We start from the raw sequence: 17174 nt of genomic DNA, 5'->3' as shown, positions 1-17174 counted from the left end.
TAGCCGTTTCAAAGGGATTTGCACACTCACATTCCCGATTGCCGAGCCAATCCCGACCCTCCTCGGACCAGAGCCTACCAGCGCCAATGATACGAATGCACAACAGACATTCCAAACAAAACCGGGGCCGCCCAAAGGCGACCCCGCTATTAAGCACTAAGGCTTAAGCAGCTTACATCATGCCGCCCATGCCGCCCATGTCGGGCATGCCGCCGGCAGGTGCCGCGCCTTCTTTGGCGGGCTTGTCGGCAACCATTGCTTCGGTGGTGACCAGCAGGCCAGCAACCGATGCCGCATCTTCCAGAGCGGTACGTACAACTTTGGCCGGGTCGATCACACCGAACGAGAACATGTCGCCATATTCTTCGGTCTGGGCGTTGAAGCCGAATGCTGCGTCGTCGCTTTCGCGAACTTTGCCAGCAACAACCGCACCGTCGACACCAGCGTTCTCGGCGATCTGGCGCAGAGGCGCTTCGATTGCCTTACGAACGATGTTGATACCTGCGTTCTGGTCGGCGTTTGCACCTTCCAGAGTTTCCAGTGCTTTACCGGCCTGAACCAGAGCAACACCACCGCCCACAACAACGCCTTCTTGTACAGCAGCGCGGGTTGCGTTCAGAGCATCGTCCACACGGTCTTTACGCTCTTTCACTTCCACTTCGGTCATGCCGCCGACGCGGATAACGGCAACACCGCCTGCCAGTTTGGCAACGCGCTCTTGCAGCTTCTCACGGTCGTAGTCCGACGAGGTTTCTTCGATCTGAGTGCGGATCTGAGCAACACGTGCTTCGATCTCGGCTTTCTCGCCAGCACCGTCGACGATTGTGGTTTCGTCTTTGGTGATTTCGATTTTCTTGGCGGTGCCCAGCATGTCCATGGTCACGGACTCGAGCTTCATGCCCAGATCTTCGCTGATGACCTGACCGCCGGTCAGGATTGCGATGTCCTGCAGCATGGCTTTGCGGCGGTCGCCGAAGCCCGGTGCTTTGACAGCAGCAATTTTCAGGCCGCCGCGCAGTTTGTTGACCACGAGGGTCGCCAGCGCTTCGCCTTCAACGTCTTCCGCGATGATCAGCAGCGGCTTCTGCGACTGGATCACCTGCTCGAGCAGCGGAACCATCGGCTGCAGCGAGGACAGTTTCTTTTCGTGCAGCAGGATCATGCAGTCGTCGAGTTCTGCGATCATCTTGTCTGCGTTGGTGACGAAGTAAGGCGACAGGTAGCCACGGTCGAACTGCATACCTTCGACAACATCGGTCTCGGTTTCCAGACCTTTGTTTTCTTCGACGGTGATAACGCCTTCGTTGCCAACTTTCTGCATCGCGTCTGCGATCTGCTGGCCGATTTCGGCTTCGCCGTTGGCCGAGATGGTGCCAACCTGAGCAACTTCTGCCGAGTCTTTGACTTCACGCGAAGCGTCTTTGATGCCTTCGACAACCTTGGCAGTTGCCAGGTCGATGCCGCGCTTCAGGTCCATCGGGTTCAGGCCAGCAGCAACCTGCTTCAGACCTTCGCGAACGATGGCTTGGGCTAGAACGGTTGCGGTGGTGGTGCCGTCGCCGGCTTCGTCATTGGTGCGGCTGGCGACTTCTTTCACCATCTGCGCGCCCATGTTTTCGAACTTGTCTTCCAGTTCGATTTCCTTGGCAACCGAAACACCGTCTTTGGTGATGCGCGGCGCGCCGAAGGATTTGTCCAGAACCACGTTGCGGCCTTTGGGGCCCAGGGTCACTTTAACAGCATCGGCCAGAACATTTACACCGGCCAGCATGCGGTTACGGGCATCGGTGTCAAACTTGACGTCCTTTGCAGACATGTTGTCTCTCCTTGAGAATATCTGTTGAAATGAAGATCAGAGAAAGCGGGTGCGCTTACTCGATGATCCCCATGATGTCGCTTTCTTTCATCATCAGCAGCTCTTCGCCGTTGACCTGAACCTCGGTGCCCGACCATTTGCCGAACAGGATCTTGTCGCCGGATTTTACAGCCATCGCGATCAGTTCGCCGCTGTCCTTGCGCGCGCCTTCGCCGGTTGCAACGACTTCGCCTTCGCTGGGCTTTTCTTTTGCGCTGTCGGGAATGATTAGTCCGCCTGCGGTTTTCTCTTCGCTTTCTACGCGACGAACCAGCACACGGTCATGAAGCGGTTTCAATGCCATCTTTGCAGCTCCTTGGGCTCAAAGTTTGTTATCCTCCCCTCGCCGACTGACGAGGCGTTAGCACTCGGGTCTCATGAGTGATAACGACGCATAGCTAGGGAGTTGCAGGAAGCGAGTCAACAATATGTGAAAGATTTTTTTGCCTGGCGCGATAAGCAGGCAAGAACAAGGCACCTAGTCTGGCTGATCCCAGCTGTACGCCCAGTGTTTCAGACCTTCTTGCCCTGCCTCAGACAGCGCGTAGACGCCCTTTTCCACTTTTTCGAACCAGCCGTAATGATTGTCGTACATCAAACGTGTCGCCGCCCTTACGCCAGTGGCCTTTGCCACATCAACCCCCTTGCCCGCTCCGTTTTCCGCCAGATGTGCCGCGCATTTTAGCGCATCCTGTCGGTAAGCCGTTACTATCCCATGACGCGTGGCACCGCCCGCATTCGGATCGCCCTGCAACCTTTCAAACTCGCGCAGCAATCGCTTTGCCTTGACCTTATCCTTGCGCGGCGCATAGGGGCCGGGATCGCATTGAACCTCGACCGTCCCATCAGAGCGCACGGTGATCAGACCCAACCCCAGGCGACGGCACAACGCCAGATTATCCTTCAACGCCCGTCGCGCTGCCCGGCCTTTTGGTTTACAGACCCCAATGTAGACCTGATCGGTTATTTTCAGACGAGTGATAGCTTGGTGAAACAGCGCGAGGCTGAAGCGAAGCTTGAGTTCAACGATCACCGGCTCCTGCCCGTCTCGCAGAGCAACAATGTCGGCGGCGCCAACTTCACCTTTCACGGTATATCCCTGACGTTCCAACAAGGCTTTGATGGGTGGGTAAAGGTCCTGCTCGAGCTTCATAACGCTATGCTATGTAGTTTCGCGCGGATTGCCAGCCACGGTTTGAAGACAAACTACATTGCAACTTACAAGAAGGCAGGAGTACGTCTTGGTCATATTCGCCATTTCCGGAAGGTTCCATATGCGCTTGCTCAGCTTTTGTCTCGGCCTTTTGCTTCCGATTACCGCCCATGCGGCCTGCGAAGGGAGAGATCTTAGGCTTGACCTGTCGGCCGAAAGTCAAGCTGATCTCGAGAAGACAATCAGTGACATTCCGTTTCCGGAGGGCAACCACTGGATCGCGACAAAAGACGGGACCGTCTTGCACCTGATCGGCACCCTCCACACCAGCGACCCCCGCATGGCACCCGTGGTCGAGCGCTTGGAGCCAGTTCTGAGTCAGGCCGACGCGTTTTTCTTCGAGGTCACACAGGACGAAATGGACGCGTTCGAAAAAGATCTGGCCGATGATTTCAGCCCGGTCCTGATTACGTCCGGCCCCACTTTGATTGACCTGATGTCGGAAGAAGATTGGACAGCGCTGTCCGCGACTCTGGCCGAGCGTGGCATTCCCGCCTGGATGGCCGCCAAGATGCGCCCCTGGTTTCTAAGCATGATGTTGGGCATTCCGCCTTGCCTGATGAATACCCCAGACTTTGATCGCGGCATGGACACGCGCCTGACGGAACTGGCCGAACAACACGGGATACCCCAGTATTCGCTAGAGCGGATCGAGGATCTGATCGCCATGTTCGACAGCCATTCTTTAGAGGAACAAGTGGCCTCACTGACCAGGCTCGCTGGGGCGCTGCAGGCCGGGGACGACCAAATGATCACGATGGCGAACGCCTATATCGAAGAGCAGCACGCCGCGATCATTGAGCTTGCGAAAATTCAGGGACTTGAAGCTTCAGGGATGACACCAGAAGAGTTTAACGCCGAATGGAAAGGGTTCGAGGATCAGCTTCTGGTGCAACGCAACGCCAACTGGATGGAAAAGATTCTGGACCTGAAGGATCAGACCGCGGTGATCGCTGTCGGGGCCGGACATCTGAGCAACGACTACGGCTTACTGAACCAGCTACAGCAAGCCGGATATACACTGGAACGCGCTGAATTCTAGGTTTTCAGACCAAGGGTCGCAGCAAGTTTGCTTCCGGGTGACAACCGTGTTTGACCACCCTATAAGGCGCGCAAATCCATATTCTTCAGGACACGAGACATGACAACGCTAGTTTTTGGCCACAAATCTCCCGACACCGATTCCACCGGCTCTCCAATCCTGTGGTCGTGGTATCTGAACGAAGTGAAAGGTGAACAGGCACAGCCCGTTTTGCTAGGCGAACCCAACACCGAAGCCGCCTTTATGCTTGAGCGTTGGGACCTGCCCAAGCCGCAAATCATCGATGACGTGGCCGAGGATGCACCGGTTGTCATCGTCGACACCAACAATCCGGCCGAGCTGCCCGCCAGCATCAACAGCGCCGATATCCGCGCCATAATCGACCACCACAAACTGGTTGGCGGGCTTGAAACCAAAGGCCCCATCGACATCACTGTGCGCCCGCTGGCCTGCACGGCAACCATCATGGTCGACCTGATGGGTGACGACGCCGCCAAGATGCCCGACGCGATCAAAGGTGCCGCGCTGACCTGCATCCTGTCGGACACACTGGAATTCCGCTCACCCACAACCACCGCGCACGACCGCGCCGTGGCTGAGAAACTGGCGGCTGAACTTGGTCTGGATGTCTCGGCCTACGCCGCCGACATGTTTGCAGCAAAATCGGATGTATCGTCATTCTCGGACGCCGAACTGATCCGCATGGACAGCAAAGAATACGAAGTCGACGGCACCAAGTTCCGGGTCTCGGTTCTGGAAACCACTGCCCCCGGTGTCGTGTTGGATCGCAAGGACAGCATCGTAAGCTCGATGGCTGATGTGGCCAAGGAAGACGGCGTTGATCAGGTGTTGTTGTTCGTGGTCGACATTCTGAACGAAGAGGCAACGCTGCTGGTTCCAAATGATCTGGTGAAAAGCGTCGCTGAGAAGAGCTTTGGCGCAACCGTGGACGGTGACGCGGTTGTGTTGCCCGGCGTGATGAGCCGGAAAAAGCAGATCATTCCGAACCTCAAGGTTTGAATTTAGATCATCAAAGGCGCCCGAAACCGGGCGCTTTTTTTTGCGAGGCTCTGCCTCGTGCTCCGAGATATTTTTGGCCAGATGAACAAGGGGGGTTGATTTCGGCCGCTCCGCCTTGGGCTGCACCTCTGGCCAATTGCGCCACGCTCTGCCATAGGCTTTGACATCTCGCATTCCCTGCTGCACGAGGCGCGCCATGACCCAGATCGTTTCTTCACTCGCTGAAATCTCTGACCGCTACAAAGCGCTGTTTGTTGATTTGTGGGGTTGCGTTCATAATGGGATAACTGCCTACCCAGAGGCTGTCGCGGCACTGCAAGCTTATCGTCAACGTGGTGGCACGGTGGTTCTTGTAACCAATTCCCCTAAGCCTCGGGCTGGGGTTGCCGAGCAGCTTTTACATTTCAATGTGCCGGCAGATTCCTATGACACGATTGCAACCAGCGGTGATTCGGCGCGTTCAGCGATGTTTCGCGGGGCGATTGGCGAAAAAGTCTATTTCATGGGGGAATGGCAGCGGGATGCCGGTTTTTTTGAACCCCTGAAACTGCTGGATCATCCGATCCACATTGAACGCGTTCCGCTGGACGCGGCCGAAGGCATCGTGTGTTGCGGCCCGTTCGACCCGATGGCGGACCCAGATGTGAACCGGCCCGACTTTCTTTATGCCAAGCAGAAAGGGATGAAACTGCTCTGCGCAAATCCGGACATCGTGGTGGACCGAGGCGAAACGCGCGAATGGTGCGCAGGTGCTTTGGCCCGACTTTATACCGAGATGGGTGGTGAAAGCCTATATTTCGGTAAGCCACACCCGCCGATCTACGATCTGGCCCGGCGCAGGTTGCAGGCGATTGGGGTTGATGTGTCGGATTCTGAAATACTTGCCATAGGGGACGGGCCGCAAACAGATATCGCTGGAGGCATGGGGGAAGGCATTGATACCCTCTTCATCACCGGCGGTTTGGCAGCCGCAGAAACCAAAACATCACATCATCCAGACGAAGACGCGTTGAAAGCCCATAACGAGAAGGAACAGATCAATCCAACCTATTCGATTGGTCGCCTGAGATAGCAAAAAAGACTTGATTTTCTGCAACTGCGAAGTAATAAAGTTGCCGACGAGCGGCAGATGATGGTCTTTTGTTGCTCTTTCGATCTCGAATGAGGGCAGCATGTTGGACAACCTTCCGCGCGGAACGATTTGCATCGAAGACATCGAAATGGGCATGTCACGGCACTTGCGCAAAGTCGTGACCGATGAAGATATCGAGATGTTCGCTCAAGTATCGACCGACCGGAATCCGGTTCATCTGGATGATGACTATGCCCGCGATACGATTTTCGAAGGGCGCATTGCGCATGGCATGCTGACCGCCGGCCTGATCTCTGCCGTGATCGGAGAGCAGCTGCCCGGACATGGAACCGTGTACATGGGACAATCGCTTAAATTTCTGGCGCCGGTGCGTCCGGGTGACATGGTTTATGCCGAGGTCAAGGTGATCGATATCGATTTTGCCAAACGTCGGGTGAAACTGGATTGCCACTGCGCAGTTGACGGAAAGAAAGTGTTGGTGGGTGAGGCCATGGTGCTGGCTCCGAGCCGCAAGTTCGACTGATAATCCACCTTAACCGAACTGCGGCTTGAACCTGACGGGCAGTCCCGCTAGGCAAGCCGCATGCATATCATCCGGGACTTCCAGTTTGTTGAACCAGAAGACCGAGGCGCAAGTGTCGCCATCGGGAACTTTGACGGTGTTCATCTTGGCCATCAATCCGTCATCGAGTTGGCGCGCAATGCTGAATTGAACGCGCCGCTGGGGGTCATGACATTTGAGCCGCATCCACGAGAGTATTTTTCCCCAGAGGCACCGCCCTTTCGTCTGATGCGCGGCAATGCGCGCGCGCACCGGCTGGAAAAACTCGGCGTGCAGAAGCTTTATGAACTGCCTTTTAATTCAACGCTCGCGGGAATGACGCCCGAAGCTTTTGCGAGGAATGTCATATGCGATGGTCTGGGGCTTTCTCATGTTGTCGTGGGTGCCGATTTTTGTTTTGGCAAAGGGCGCAGCGGTAACCCTCAGGACCTGGTTCGCTTTGGCGAAGAGATGGGGTTCGGTGTGACCATCGCGCCCCTGTTGGAGCGCACCGAGAATGTGGTTTCGTCGACTGCGATCCGGACAGCTCTGTCAGAGGGGCGCCCGCGCGATGCGGCAACAATGCTGGGGCACTGGCACCGGATTGAGGGTGAGGTCGTCGGAGGCGAGCAACGCGGACGAGAGTTGGGGTACCCGACAGCCAATATGTCGATCGAAGGACTGCACCCTCCAAGATTCGGCGTTTATGCAGTTTTGGTCGACGTCCTGGATGGCCCGCATCAGGGCAGCTATCACGGGGCGGCATCGGTCGGGACCCGGCCCATGTTCCAAGGCGAGGTTCCTAACATCGAGACATTTCTGTTCAATTTCTCAGGTGATCTTTACGGTGCCACGCTGTCCGTTGGTCTGGTCGACTATCTGCGGCCCGAAATGACATTCGACGGCCTCGACGGGTTGATCTCGCAGATGGATGCCGATTGCGCGCGCGCGAGAGAGATACTGGCCAGTACATGACTACGGATCCAATCGATCGAGCTGGCCTCGCGCCCCGATTCTGGGAATGCAAGCCGCTGCGCAAGATGAACCAGCGTGAGTGGGAGGCCCTGTGCGATGGTTGCGGAAAATGCTGTCTGAACAAGCTGGAAGACGAAGATACGGGCGAGGTCGCATTGACCTGTGTTGCCTGTCGCCTGCTGGATGACGAAACTTGCCGGTGCACCCAATATGATATCCGCCACCAATTCGTGCCCGAATGCATCGTCATGACACCCGATAACATCGACAACCATGCCTATTGGCTGCCCCAGACTTGCGCCTATCGACTGCTCTGGGAAGGCAAACCGCTTTACGACTGGCACCCTTTGCTATCAGGTACGCCTGAAAGCGTTCACACCGCCGGAGTCTCCGTGCAGCGGCGAACCGTATCTGAATTCGAAACGCCCATGGAAGAGTGGGAAGACTACATCATCGAGGAGCCGAATTAATGCATTTTGCCTCTGATAATTCCGGGCCTGTTCATCCCGAAGTTCTGGCTGCATTGGCCGAAGCCAATCAGGGCTATCAGATGGCTTATGGCGCCGACACCTTGATGAACGAAGTGCGCGACCAAATCCGCGGCATTTTCGAAGCACCGGGTGCGGCAGTTTATCTGGTCGCTACGGGAACGGCAGCTAATTCACTGGCGTTGGCAACGCTGAGCAAGCCGTGGGAAACCGTGTTCTGTTCACCCGTTGCTCATATCCATGAGGATGAGTGCAATGCTCCCGAATTCTACACCGGCGCGAAACTGACTCTGGTGCCGGGTGGCGACAAGATGACCCCCGAAGCATTGACCAAGTCCATTGAGGGGGAAGAAACCCGCGGCGTGCATGGTCCGCAGCGCGGGCCTGTCTCGATCACTCAGGTGACCGAGCGTGGCTCGGTTTACTCGCTTGCCGAACTTCAAGCCTTGTGTGGCGTTGCCAAGAAGTATGGGTTGCCGGTGCATATGGATGGTGCACGCTTCACTAACGCTCTGGTCGCTTTGAATTGCTCACCGGCAGAGATGACGTGGAAATCTGGTGTTGACGCAGTAAGCTTTGGCGGCACCAAAAACGGGCTGATGGGTGTCGAGGCCGTAATCTTCTTCGACGAAAGCAAAGCTTGGGAGTTCGAGCTGCGGCGCAAGCGCGGGGCGCACCTGTTTTCCAAGCACCGTTATCTGTCGGCCCAGATGGCTGCTTATCTGCAGGATGACCTGTGGCTGAAATCAGCTCGCAAAGCGAATGCCAATTGCGCGCGATTGGCGGATGGTCTGCGGGCAGTCGGGGCAGAATTCCTGCATGAACCCCAGGCAAACATGATTTTCGCAAGCTTTCCCCGCAGCCAACACAAGCGCCTGCACGAGGCCGGCGCCGTCTATCACCTGTGGGGCGATACGTTGGACGGTGAGGACGAAGACGAGATGCTGGCCTGCCGCCTTGTCTGTGACTGGTCCATCGAAACCGACCAGATCGATCGGTTTCTGAACCTCTTGTAGCCGTGCCTCCCTGCCCCGGCTATTTCATCTCAGCCAGATGCTTGTCCAGATCATCAAGACGGTCCTGTCCCCAGAACCTCTGATCGTCCGGTGTGATGTAAAATGGTGCCCCGAAAACACCCCGGTCCACGGCTTCTTCCAGATTTGCGGCGTAGGTTTCCGCACCTACCAACAGGCCACTATCAGCTAGATTTGGATTAAATCCTGCCTTTTCCAAGCAATCCCGGATCACGCCATCATCAGAGATGTCCTTTTCTTCTGCCCAGCAGGCACGCAAGAAGGAATGGCAAAGTTTACCCACATCACCTGATCCATCCTGTACTGCTGCGATCACAGCGTAAGAGGACGGTGCCATGTTCGTCGGCCAGTGCGCAGGCTGCAGGTTCAACGGCATATCCAGATTGCGCGCTTGGCGCACCAGTTCCTGCGCGCGATATTCGATGCGAGAGATATGACGATCTTTTGGTGGCGTTCCACCTGTCCGGCCGAACAGGGCAACAATATCCAATGGTTTATAGTTGATCGTCGCACCGTGTTTTGCCGCGATCTCTTCAAGGCGCATTCCCGCCAGATAGGAATAGGGCGAGAGTGTCGCAAAAAAGTAGTCAATCTGGGCCATGTTCACTTTCTCCGCTGCGTTATCTTTGCGGGACGGTAGACCCATGCTAAGCGGTGTCAACATCACGAATCTGTCACATTGCCACTGCTGCCCGGGGAAAATCAGCCGATGCCGACACTTCACGAACCCAAGCTTATCGCTGGGAACGCCAATCTTCCGCTTGCCGAAACCATTGCACGTCGCATGAGCCTGCATCGCGGCGTTGACCAGGGGCTGGTCGATGCTCGGGTCGAACGGTTCAACGACGGAGAGATTTTCGTCGAGGTTTTCGAGAATGTACGTGGTGAGGATATGTTTATCGTTCAACCAACCTCGAACCCCGCCAATGACAATCTGATGGAGCTGCTGATCATCGCAGATGCGCTGCGCCGTTCATCCGCAGCCCGGATCACCGCTGTCATTCCGTATTTCGGGTACGCCCGTCAGGACCGCCGCACCAAGGCGCGCACACCAATCAGCGCCAAGCTGGTGGCAAACATGCTGACTGGTGCGGGTATCGAACGGATTCTAACCATGGATCTGCACGCAGCCCAGATTCAGGGCTTTTTCGACATGCCGGTGGACAACCTATATGCCTCTCCGATCTTTGCCCTGGATGTGAAGAAACAATTCAAGGATCAGATGGACGACCTGATGGTGGTCTCGCCGGATGTCGGCGGTGTTGCACGTGCCCGTGAATTGGCCAAACGCATCAATGCGCCCCTTTCGATCGTTGACAAACGCCGCGAAAAGGCAGGCGAAGTGGCCGAGATGACGGTCATTGGTGACGTGAAAGACAAAATCTGCCTGATTGTCGATGACATTTGCGATACCGCTGGCACTCTGTGCAAAGCTGCCCAGGTGCTGATGGATAACGGCGCCAAGGAAGTACACTCTTACATCACCCACGGTGTCATGAGTGGACCGGCGGTTGAACGTGTGACCAATTCGGTGATGAAATCTCTGGTCCTATCGGACACGATCCAGCCTACGGCCGAGATCAACAAGGCCGCCAACATCCGCATCGTACCCACCGCGCCGATCTTTACGCAGGCGATCCTGAACATTTGGAACGGCACAAGTGTATCATCGCTGTTCGAAGACAAGACACTGACGCCGATCTACGAGTCACTTTATCATATGGATTGATCGAAAAACTGCTGACTACCATAGATAATGTCTGAATTCATGACGGCCTGCCTATTCGGCGACCGTCATGATTTCTTCCAACGGTTTTTTCATCTTTGCAACTTTTGGCACCTTCGCGTCGTCTTGCGGGTGGCCTACAGCTACGATCATAATAGGCTTTTCATGATCAGGGCGGTTTAGCAGTTTATTCAGGAATTTCATCGGGTTGGGTGTGTGGGTCAGCGATACCAGCCCTGCATGGTGCAGCGCCGTCAACAAAAAGCCCGTGGCAATGCCCGTGCTTTCAGGCACGTAGTAGTTTTTGAACCGATCTCCATCAGCGAAATGACCCCAACGTTGGGCGAAAATCACTATCAGCCACGGTGCGTCTTCCAGATGCGGCTTCTGATCGTTAGTCCCGATTGGTTCAAGCGCCTTCAGCCATTCATCCCCGGCACCGCCTTCATAAAACCTGCGCTCTTCAGCTTCCGCTTCTTCCCGAATACGGCGCTTCATCTCAGGGTTCGAGATTGCCACAAAGTGCCAGGGCTGATGATTGGCTCCTGAGGGCGCTGTTCCGGCTGCGCGAATGCACTCTTCGATGACCGTGCGCTCGACGGGCCGGTCCGAATAGTCACGCACGGTATGGCGGCGTTTCATCTTGTCGTAGAACGCTCGCGCTTCGGCCAGCATTTCTTCATCAGACAAGTCCATACGATCCGGAAGGTCCAGGGCCTCGTATTCGATATGATCTCGTGCAAACACCTGTAAGATCCTCCGGTTGCGTTAGCCGCTATTTGGGGTGGCCAGTCTTCTTTATGGGACGACGCGCGAAGGTGCGCAATCTTATCTCACGAACAGGCCTGCTTCACGAAATGTCCCAATCGTCTTCATGCGAAACATCTCCAATTGCGGTCCAGTTCACCCGAATTCTGGCGATACGCGTATCAGACCAGGTGCGAAACACCGCATTGAATCCTACCGGCGTTATATCTTCGGCCTGAACTTCAGCGCGCAAAGCGGAGGACGTATCCACATCCCAAAGCACCACGCCTATCTGGACGATTGGCACAGAGCGGAACACTTCTGAAAAACGGATGCTTACGCGACGCTCACGCGGGCCCTCACCAGTCCACATCACGCCACCATCGGCGAAATCGGAAAACAAGACCTCCTCGCCCTGATCAATGCCGATGGGATGGGTTTGAAACTTTTTCATCTATCGTCTTTTATTGTTCAATTCCTGCAGCTTAACTTCAGCGAATGGCAAAATCACGACAAAAAAACGGCCCCGCGGATACGGGGCCGTTCCAAGTGATCAGAATGTCATGAACCCTTACAGGCTCATATGCGTTCCTAGAGCTTCCATGTCAGCCAGCAACTTTGCAGCATCGTCGACGATGGTCTGATCGTCACCGGCCTTGGCTGCCTCGTGCGAGGCGCGGGCGTCAGCGATCAGATCGTCCAGATGCGAACGTGTTACTTCGGCAACTGGGATGGCTTTTTCGGCCAGAACCGACAGGCCATCACCATTGATCTGAGCAAACCCGCCGGTGACCAGGTATTCGCTGGAGCCTTCGGGTGCTTCGACCTTCAGGATGCCCGGGCGCAGAGTTGTAATTGTGGGGGCATGATCGGGCATTGCTGTCATGTCCCCGTCCGCGCCGGGAATCTGGACCGCCGTCGCGCTAAGCGAAGCAAGGCTCCGCTCAGGGCTGACGAGGTCGAATTGCATCGTGTTTGCCATCAGGGATACTCCTTAGGCGGCTTCTGCGGCCATCTTCTCCGCTTTGGCGATCACTTCTTCGATGCCGCCAACCATCAGGAAGGCCGCTTCGGGCAGGTGATCGTATTCGCCAGCGACAACCGCTTTGAACGACGCGATGGTCACATCCAGAGGAACCTGAACGCCCGGCGAACCGGTGAAGACTTCGGCCACGTCGAACGGCTGCGACAGGAAGCGCTCGATCTTACGGGCACGTGCCACGGTCAGTTTGTCCTCTTCCGACAGTTCGTCCATGCCGAGGATGGCGATGATGTCCTGCAGCGACTTGTAGCGCTGAAGGATTTGCTGAACGTCGGTCGCAACCTTGTAGTGCTCTTCACCAACGATGGCCGGGTCGAGCAGACGCGAGGTCGAGTCGAGCGGGTCAACCGCAGGGTAGATACCCTTTTCCGAGATCGCACGGTTAAGAACGGTGGTCGCGTCCAAGTGCGCAAACGAGGTTGCCGGCGCAGGGTCGGTAAGGTCGTCCGCAGGCACGTAGATCGCCTGAACCGAGGTGATCGAGCCCGACTTGGTCGAGGTGATGCGTTCCTGCAGGGCACCCATGTCGGTGGCCAGGGTCGGCTGGTAGCCCACCGCCGAAGGAATACGACCCAGCAGAGCCGAAACCTCGGAACCCGCCTGCGTGAAGCGGAAGATGTTGTCGACGAAGAACAGAACGTCAGTACCGGACTGGTCGCGGAACTGCTCGGCCAGGGTCAGACCGGTCAGAGCAACACGCGCACGCGCACCCGGAGGTTCGTTCATCTGACCGTAAACCAGGGCCACCTGCGATTCCGACAGGTTGTCCGGTTTAATAACGTTCGATTCGATCATCTCGTGGTACAGGTCGTTGCCTTCACGGGTCCGTTCACCAACACCCGCGAACACCGAGAAGCCCGAGTGCACTTTTGCGATGTTGTTGATCAGTTCCATGATCAGAACGGTTTTACCAACGCCGGCGCCGCCGAACAGGCCGATCTTACCGCCTTTGGCGTATGGGGCCAGCAGGTCAACAACCTTGATGCCGGTTACCAGAACTTCCGACTCGGTCGACTGTTCGTCAAAAGTCGGTGCGGGCTGGTGGATCGCACGGGCTTCGGTTGCTTCAACCGGGCCTTTTTCGTCGATCGGCTCGCCAACCACGTTCAGGATGCGGCCCAGAGTGGCGTTACCAACCGGAACCGAGATCGGTGCGCCAGTGTCGGTCACGGCTTCGCCGCGGACCAGACCCTCGGTCGCGTCCATCGCGATGGTACGGACGGTGTTTTCACCCAGGTGCTGGGCAACTTCCAACACCAGGCGCTTGCCGTTGTTGGTGGTTTCCAGCGCGTTCAGAATTTCAGGCAGCTGATCTTCGAAGTGCACGTCGACGACGGCCCCGATGATCTGTGTGACTTTGCCTTTTGCATTCGCCATGTTTCGTCTCCGGTAGGTCTCTACAGCGCTTCGGCGCCGGAAATAATTTCAATCAGCTCGTTGGTGATCACGGCCTGACGCGAGCGGTTGAACTGGATCGTCAGCTTGTCGATCATCTCACCCGCGTTGCGTGTCGCGTTGTCCATTGCGGACATCCGTGCACCCTGTTCAGACGCTCCGTTTTCGAGCAGAGCCGAGAAGATCGCGGTGGCAACCCCCTTGGGCAGCAGGTCGGCCAGGATGGCCTCTTCGCTGGGCTCGTAGTCGAATACCGCACCGCTGTCGTCACCCGTCGCTTCGTCTTCGAACGAGGCGGGGATGACCTGCTGTGCCGTCGGGATCTGGGTCACAACGTTGACGAACTTCGAGTAGAAGATCGTGGCAACGTCGAACTCACCCCCGTCGAAACGAGACAGGACGTCCTTGGCGATGTCTTGCGCGTTGGAATACCCCAGACGCTTGACCTCGCTCAGGTCGATATGTCCAACGAACAGATCGCTAAAATCTCGCTTGAGCGCGTCGCGGCCTTTTTTGCCGACGGTCAAAACCTTGACCGTCTTGCCTTTGGCGCGCAACTCGTCCGCCTTTTGGCGAGCGAGTTTGGCGATGTTCGAGTTGAAGCCGCCACACAGGCCGCGTTCAGCTGTCATGACAACCAGCAGATGGACATCATCACTGCCCGTGCCACGGAGCAGCTTGGGGGCGCTGTCGCTGCCCCCGACCGAAGCCGCCAGCCCTGCCATCACGGCATTGAACCGCTCGGCATAGGGACGCGAGGCTTCGGCAGATTCCTGGGCGCGACGCAGTTTTGCGGCCGCGACCATCTGCATGGCCTTGGTGATCTTGCGGGTCGATTTGACCGACTCGATCCTGTTTTTAAGGTCCTTAAGATTTGGCATATGCCCGCCTCTCCCTTAAGCGAAGGTTGCGGCGTATTCGTCCAGCGCAGCCTTGATCTTGTCGGAAGCGTCACCCTTGATCTTGGGATCTTCGTCCGTGATCCACTGAAGCAGATCTGCGTGCTTGCCACGCAGGTGCGCCAGCAGGCCGGCTTCGTAACGGCCAACATCGGACACGTCGATCTTATCGAGGTAACCGTTGGTACCGGCGAAGATAACGCAGACGATTTCGGCGTTGGTCAGCGGCGAGTACTGCGGCTGTTTCATCAGCTCGGTCAGACGCGCACCACGGTTCAGCAACTGCTGGGTCGCGGCGTCGAGGTCGGAACCGAACTGCGCAAACGCAGCCATTTCGCGGTACTGAGCCAGTTCCAGCTTAACCGGACCGGCAACCGACTTCATCGAGTTGGTCTGAGCCGAGGAGCCCACACGCGAAACTGACAGACCGGTGTTCACAGCAGGACGGATGCCCTGGTAGAACAGTTCGGTTTCCAGGAAGATCTGGCCGTCGGTGATCGAGATCACGTTGGTCGGAATAAACGCCGAAACGTCACCACCTTGAGTTTCGATAACCGGCAGAGCGGTCAGCGAGCCCGCACCGAAGTCTTCGTTCAGCTTTGCCGAACGTTCCAACAGACGCGAGTGGAGGTAGAAAACGTCGCCAGGATAGGCTTCACGTCCGGGCGGACGGCGCAGCAGCAGCGACATCTGACGATAGGACACAGCCTGCTTCGACAGGTCATCATAGATGATCAGCGCGTGGCGGCCATTGTCACGGAAGTATTCGGCCATCGCAGTTGCGGCGTAAGGTGCAAGGAACTGCATCGGTGCCGGGTCGGACGCGGTTGCCGCCACAACGATCGAGTAGTCGATCGCGCCGGACTCTTCCAGTTTCTTCACCAGCTGAGCAACGGTCGAACGCTTCTGACCGATCGCAACGTACACGCAGTACAGCTTCTTCGACTCGTCGTCGCCTGCTGCGTCGTTGTAAACTTTCTGGTTCAGGATCGCGTCCAGAGCAACGGCGGTTTTACCGGTCTGACGGTCACCAATGATCAGCTCACGCTGGCCACGGCCAATCGGGATCATTGCGTCAACCGATTTCAGGCCGGTTGCCATCGGCTCGTGAACCGATTTACGCGGAATGATGCCCGGCGCTTTAACGTCTGCAACGCCACGCTTGGTAGCGTTGATCGGGCCTTTGCCGTCCAGCGGGTTGCCCAGACCGTCAACAACGCGGCCCAGCAGCTCGTCACCGATCGGAACGTCCACGATCGAGTTGGTGCGCTTAACAGTGTCGCCTTCTTTGATGTCACGGTCGGAACCGAAGATAACAACACCGACGTTGTCGCTTTCCAGGTTCAGCGCCATACCCATGATGCCGCCGGGGAATTCGACCATCTCACCGGCTTGCACATTGTCCAGGCCGTATACACGGGCAATCCCGTCACCGACGCTCAGCACGCGGCCGATCTCGGCCACTTCGGCTTCCTGACCAAAATTCTTGATCTGGTCCTTCAGGATTGCAGAAATCTCTGCAGCTTGGATTCCCATTTATCCGACCTCTTTCATTGCATTCTGTAGGGAGTTCAGCTTCGAACGGATCGAGCTATCGATCATTTTCGAGCCCACTTTAACGACAAGACCGCCGATGAGGCTTTCATCAACGGTCGCATTGATTGTCACGGTCTTGCCCACACGCTCGGACAGCGTCTTGGACAGTTTATCCATTTGGGTCTTGGTGAGCGCCTTGGCCGAGGCGACATCGGCGGTCACCTCGCCACGCTCGTCAGCCAGCATGTCGCGCAGAACCTGCACCAGTTGCGGTACAACGAACAGACGACGTTTCTGCGCCATCAAACCCAGCGTATTGCGCAGGATGGCATGCAGGCCCATCTTGTCCGCAACAGCGGTGATTGCGCTTTCCTGTTCGGCGCGCGAAACCAAAGGCGATGCGATCAGGTCGCGCAATTCAGCGCTGTCACCCAATGCTGCTGCCAGATCGTTGATTCCGGTTTCCAGACCTGCAAGGTCATTATTCTCTTTTGCGATCTCGAAGATCGCGGTGGCATAGCGCTCGGCGATGCCAGTGGAAATCGAAGCTGGTTCGGACACGTCCACC

General features: G+C 56.6%; 19 protein-coding genes. 8 read left to right on the top strand and 11 right to left on the bottom strand.

What is annotated here, in order from left to right; all coding sequences use genetic code 11:
* Window positions 1–172: 172 nt before the first annotated feature.
* The 3 genes from groL to ACR0CZ_RS06555 all read right to left on the bottom strand — a co-directional run bounded on the left by groL (window position 173) and on the right by ACR0CZ_RS06555 (window position 3008).
* The gene (gene groL / locus ACR0CZ_RS06565) at window positions 173–1816 is read right to left on the bottom strand and encodes a chaperonin GroEL (protein ID WP_170392413.1); all 1644 of its coding nucleotides are present in this window, start codon (window positions 1814–1816) and stop codon (window positions 173–175) included.
* 55 nt (window positions 1817–1871) lie between these two features.
* Window positions 1872–2159, bottom strand: a complete 288-nt coding sequence (gene groES, locus ACR0CZ_RS06560) for a co-chaperone GroES (RefSeq protein WP_170392415.1) — start codon at window positions 2157–2159, stop codon at window positions 1872–1874.
* 174 nt (window positions 2160–2333) lie between these two features.
* Window positions 2334–3008: a DUF2161 family putative PD-(D/E)XK-type phosphodiesterase gene (locus ACR0CZ_RS06555; protein WP_170392417.1), complete on the bottom strand. Its 675-nt coding sequence runs from the start codon at window positions 3006–3008 to the stop codon at window positions 2334–2336.
* 121 nt (window positions 3009–3129) lie between these two features.
* On the opposite strand from ACR0CZ_RS06555, the gene ACR0CZ_RS06550 reads away from it, so the two are divergent.
* The 7 genes from ACR0CZ_RS06550 to ACR0CZ_RS06520 all read left to right on the top strand — a co-directional run bounded on the left by ACR0CZ_RS06550 (window position 3130) and on the right by ACR0CZ_RS06520 (window position 9243).
* The gene (locus tag ACR0CZ_RS06550) at window positions 3130–4110 is read left to right on the top strand and encodes a TraB/GumN family protein (protein WP_170392419.1); all 981 of its coding nucleotides are present in this window, start codon (window positions 3130–3132) and stop codon (window positions 4108–4110) included.
* A 99-nt stretch (window positions 4111–4209) separates the two neighbouring features.
* The gene (locus tag ACR0CZ_RS06545; protein ID WP_170392421.1) at window positions 4210–5130 is read left to right on the top strand and encodes a manganese-dependent inorganic pyrophosphatase; all 921 of its coding nucleotides are present in this window, start codon (window positions 4210–4212) and stop codon (window positions 5128–5130) included.
* 196 nt (window positions 5131–5326) lie between these two features.
* The gene (locus ACR0CZ_RS06540) at window positions 5327–6202 is read left to right on the top strand and encodes a TIGR01459 family HAD-type hydrolase (RefSeq protein WP_170392423.1); all 876 of its coding nucleotides are present in this window, start codon (window positions 5327–5329) and stop codon (window positions 6200–6202) included.
* A 100-nt stretch (window positions 6203–6302) separates the two neighbouring features.
* Window positions 6303–6746 (top strand): MaoC family dehydratase, encoded by a 444-nt coding sequence (locus ACR0CZ_RS06535; protein WP_074736482.1) that lies wholly within the window; start codon window positions 6303–6305, stop codon window positions 6744–6746.
* A gap of 60 nt (window positions 6747–6806) precedes the next feature.
* A complete protein-coding gene (locus ACR0CZ_RS06530) occupies window positions 6807–7739 on the top strand; it encodes a bifunctional riboflavin kinase/FAD synthetase (protein WP_170392424.1) in 933 nt (310 codons plus the stop codon).
* Window positions 7736–8209 (top strand): YcgN family cysteine cluster protein, encoded by a 474-nt coding sequence (locus ACR0CZ_RS06525; RefSeq protein ID WP_170392426.1) that lies wholly within the window; start codon window positions 7736–7738, stop codon window positions 8207–8209. The genes ACR0CZ_RS06530 and ACR0CZ_RS06525 overlap by 4 nt, the downstream gene beginning before the upstream one ends.
* The gene (locus ACR0CZ_RS06520; protein ID WP_170392428.1) at window positions 8209–9243 is read left to right on the top strand and encodes a threonine aldolase family protein; all 1035 of its coding nucleotides are present in this window, start codon (window positions 8209–8211) and stop codon (window positions 9241–9243) included. The genes ACR0CZ_RS06525 and ACR0CZ_RS06520 overlap by 1 nt, the downstream gene beginning before the upstream one ends.
* Window positions 9244–9262: 19 nt before the next feature.
* Here ACR0CZ_RS06520 and ACR0CZ_RS06515 read toward each other — a convergent pair whose 3' ends face one another.
* Window positions 9263–9862 (bottom strand): 2-hydroxychromene-2-carboxylate isomerase, encoded by a 600-nt coding sequence (locus ACR0CZ_RS06515; RefSeq protein WP_170392431.1) that lies wholly within the window; start codon window positions 9860–9862, stop codon window positions 9263–9265.
* Window positions 9863–9970: 108 nt separating this feature from the next.
* On the opposite strand from ACR0CZ_RS06515, the gene ACR0CZ_RS06510 reads away from it, so the two are divergent.
* Window positions 9971–10990, top strand: a complete 1020-nt coding sequence (locus tag ACR0CZ_RS06510) for a ribose-phosphate pyrophosphokinase (protein ID WP_170392433.1) — start codon at window positions 9971–9973, stop codon at window positions 10988–10990.
* 51 nt (window positions 10991–11041) lie between these two features.
* Here ACR0CZ_RS06510 and ACR0CZ_RS06505 read toward each other — a convergent pair whose 3' ends face one another.
* The 7 genes from ACR0CZ_RS06505 to ACR0CZ_RS06475 all read right to left on the bottom strand — a co-directional run bounded on the left by ACR0CZ_RS06505 (window position 11042) and on the right by ACR0CZ_RS06475 (window position 17167).
* On the bottom strand, window positions 11042–11734 hold the full coding sequence (locus ACR0CZ_RS06505; protein ID WP_170392435.1) for a nitroreductase family protein: 693 nt from the start codon (window positions 11732–11734) through the stop codon (window positions 11042–11044).
* Window positions 11735–11837: 103 nt separating this feature from the next.
* Complete coding sequence (locus ACR0CZ_RS06500; RefSeq protein WP_170392437.1) at window positions 11838–12188, bottom strand: H-type lectin domain-containing protein; 351 nt, start codon at window positions 12186–12188, stop codon at window positions 11838–11840.
* A 117-nt stretch (window positions 12189–12305) separates the two neighbouring features.
* A complete protein-coding gene (locus ACR0CZ_RS06495; RefSeq protein WP_170392439.1) occupies window positions 12306–12716 on the bottom strand; it encodes a F0F1 ATP synthase subunit epsilon in 411 nt (136 codons plus the stop codon).
* A 12-nt stretch (window positions 12717–12728) separates the two neighbouring features.
* On the bottom strand, window positions 12729–14153 hold the full coding sequence (gene atpD, locus ACR0CZ_RS06490) for a F0F1 ATP synthase subunit beta (RefSeq protein ID WP_039537698.1): 1425 nt from the start codon (window positions 14151–14153) through the stop codon (window positions 12729–12731).
* Window positions 14154–14173: 20 nt separating this feature from the next.
* The gene (locus ACR0CZ_RS06485; protein WP_170392441.1) at window positions 14174–15052 is read right to left on the bottom strand and encodes a F0F1 ATP synthase subunit gamma; all 879 of its coding nucleotides are present in this window, start codon (window positions 15050–15052) and stop codon (window positions 14174–14176) included.
* A 15-nt stretch (window positions 15053–15067) separates the two neighbouring features.
* Window positions 15068–16606 carry a F0F1 ATP synthase subunit alpha gene (atpA, locus tag ACR0CZ_RS06480; RefSeq protein ID WP_170392443.1) on the bottom strand — a complete coding sequence of 513 codons (1539 nt, stop codon included), beginning with the start codon at window positions 16604–16606 and terminating at the stop codon, window positions 15068–15070.
* Window positions 16607–17167, bottom strand: coding sequence for a F0F1 ATP synthase subunit delta (locus ACR0CZ_RS06475; protein ID WP_170392445.1), 561 nt, complete (start codon window positions 17165–17167; stop codon window positions 16607–16609). It abuts the gene before it with no gap.
* Window positions 17168–17174: the final 7 nt, after the last annotated feature.

It is taken from the genome of Ruegeria sp. H9, assembly GCF_056532915.1.
Note: the sequence above shows the minus strand (reverse complement) of the source record. Positions and strands in the feature narration are given on the sequence as shown.

What these genes read in the sequence shown, in the direction of transcription:
- groL (WP_170392413.1), bottom strand. Translation starts at nt 1,816, where the DNA reads ATGTCTGCAAAGGACGTCAAGTTTGACACCGATGCCCGTAACCGCATG.
- groES (WP_170392415.1), bottom strand. Translation starts at nt 2,159, where the DNA reads ATGGCATTGAAACCGCTTCATGACCGTGTGCTGGTTCGTCGCGTAGAA.
- ACR0CZ_RS06555 (WP_170392417.1), bottom strand. Translation starts at nt 3,008, where the DNA reads ATGAAGCTCGAGCAGGACCTTTACCCACCCATCAAAGCCTTGTTGGAA.
- ACR0CZ_RS06550 (WP_170392419.1), top strand. Translation starts at nt 3,130, where the DNA reads ATGCGCTTGCTCAGCTTTTGTCTCGGCCTTTTGCTTCCGATTACCGCC.
- ACR0CZ_RS06545 (WP_170392421.1), top strand. Translation starts at nt 4,210, where the DNA reads ATGACAACGCTAGTTTTTGGCCACAAATCTCCCGACACCGATTCCACC.
- ACR0CZ_RS06540 (WP_170392423.1), top strand. Translation starts at nt 5,327, where the DNA reads ATGACCCAGATCGTTTCTTCACTCGCTGAAATCTCTGACCGCTACAAA.
- ACR0CZ_RS06535 (WP_074736482.1), top strand. Translation starts at nt 6,303, where the DNA reads ATGTTGGACAACCTTCCGCGCGGAACGATTTGCATCGAAGACATCGAA.
- ACR0CZ_RS06530 (WP_170392424.1), top strand. Translation starts at nt 6,807, where the DNA reads ATGCATATCATCCGGGACTTCCAGTTTGTTGAACCAGAAGACCGAGGC.
- ACR0CZ_RS06525 (WP_170392426.1), top strand. Translation starts at nt 7,736, where the DNA reads ATGACTACGGATCCAATCGATCGAGCTGGCCTCGCGCCCCGATTCTGG.
- ACR0CZ_RS06520 (WP_170392428.1), top strand. Translation starts at nt 8,209, where the DNA reads ATGCATTTTGCCTCTGATAATTCCGGGCCTGTTCATCCCGAAGTTCTG.
- ACR0CZ_RS06515 (WP_170392431.1), bottom strand. Translation starts at nt 9,862, where the DNA reads ATGGCCCAGATTGACTACTTTTTTGCGACACTCTCGCCCTATTCCTAT.
- ACR0CZ_RS06510 (WP_170392433.1), top strand. Translation starts at nt 9,971, where the DNA reads ATGCCGACACTTCACGAACCCAAGCTTATCGCTGGGAACGCCAATCTT.
- ACR0CZ_RS06500 (WP_170392437.1), bottom strand. Translation starts at nt 12,188, where the DNA reads ATGAAAAAGTTTCAAACCCATCCCATCGGCATTGATCAGGGCGAGGAG.
- ACR0CZ_RS06495 (WP_170392439.1), bottom strand. Translation starts at nt 12,716, where the DNA reads ATGGCAAACACGATGCAATTCGACCTCGTCAGCCCTGAGCGGAGCCTT.
- atpD (WP_039537698.1), bottom strand. Translation starts at nt 14,153, where the DNA reads ATGGCGAATGCAAAAGGCAAAGTCACACAGATCATCGGGGCCGTCGTC.
- ACR0CZ_RS06485 (WP_170392441.1), bottom strand. Translation starts at nt 15,052, where the DNA reads ATGCCAAATCTTAAGGACCTTAAAAACAGGATCGAGTCGGTCAAATCG.
- atpA (WP_170392443.1), bottom strand. Translation starts at nt 16,606, where the DNA reads ATGGGAATCCAAGCTGCAGAGATTTCTGCAATCCTGAAGGACCAGATC.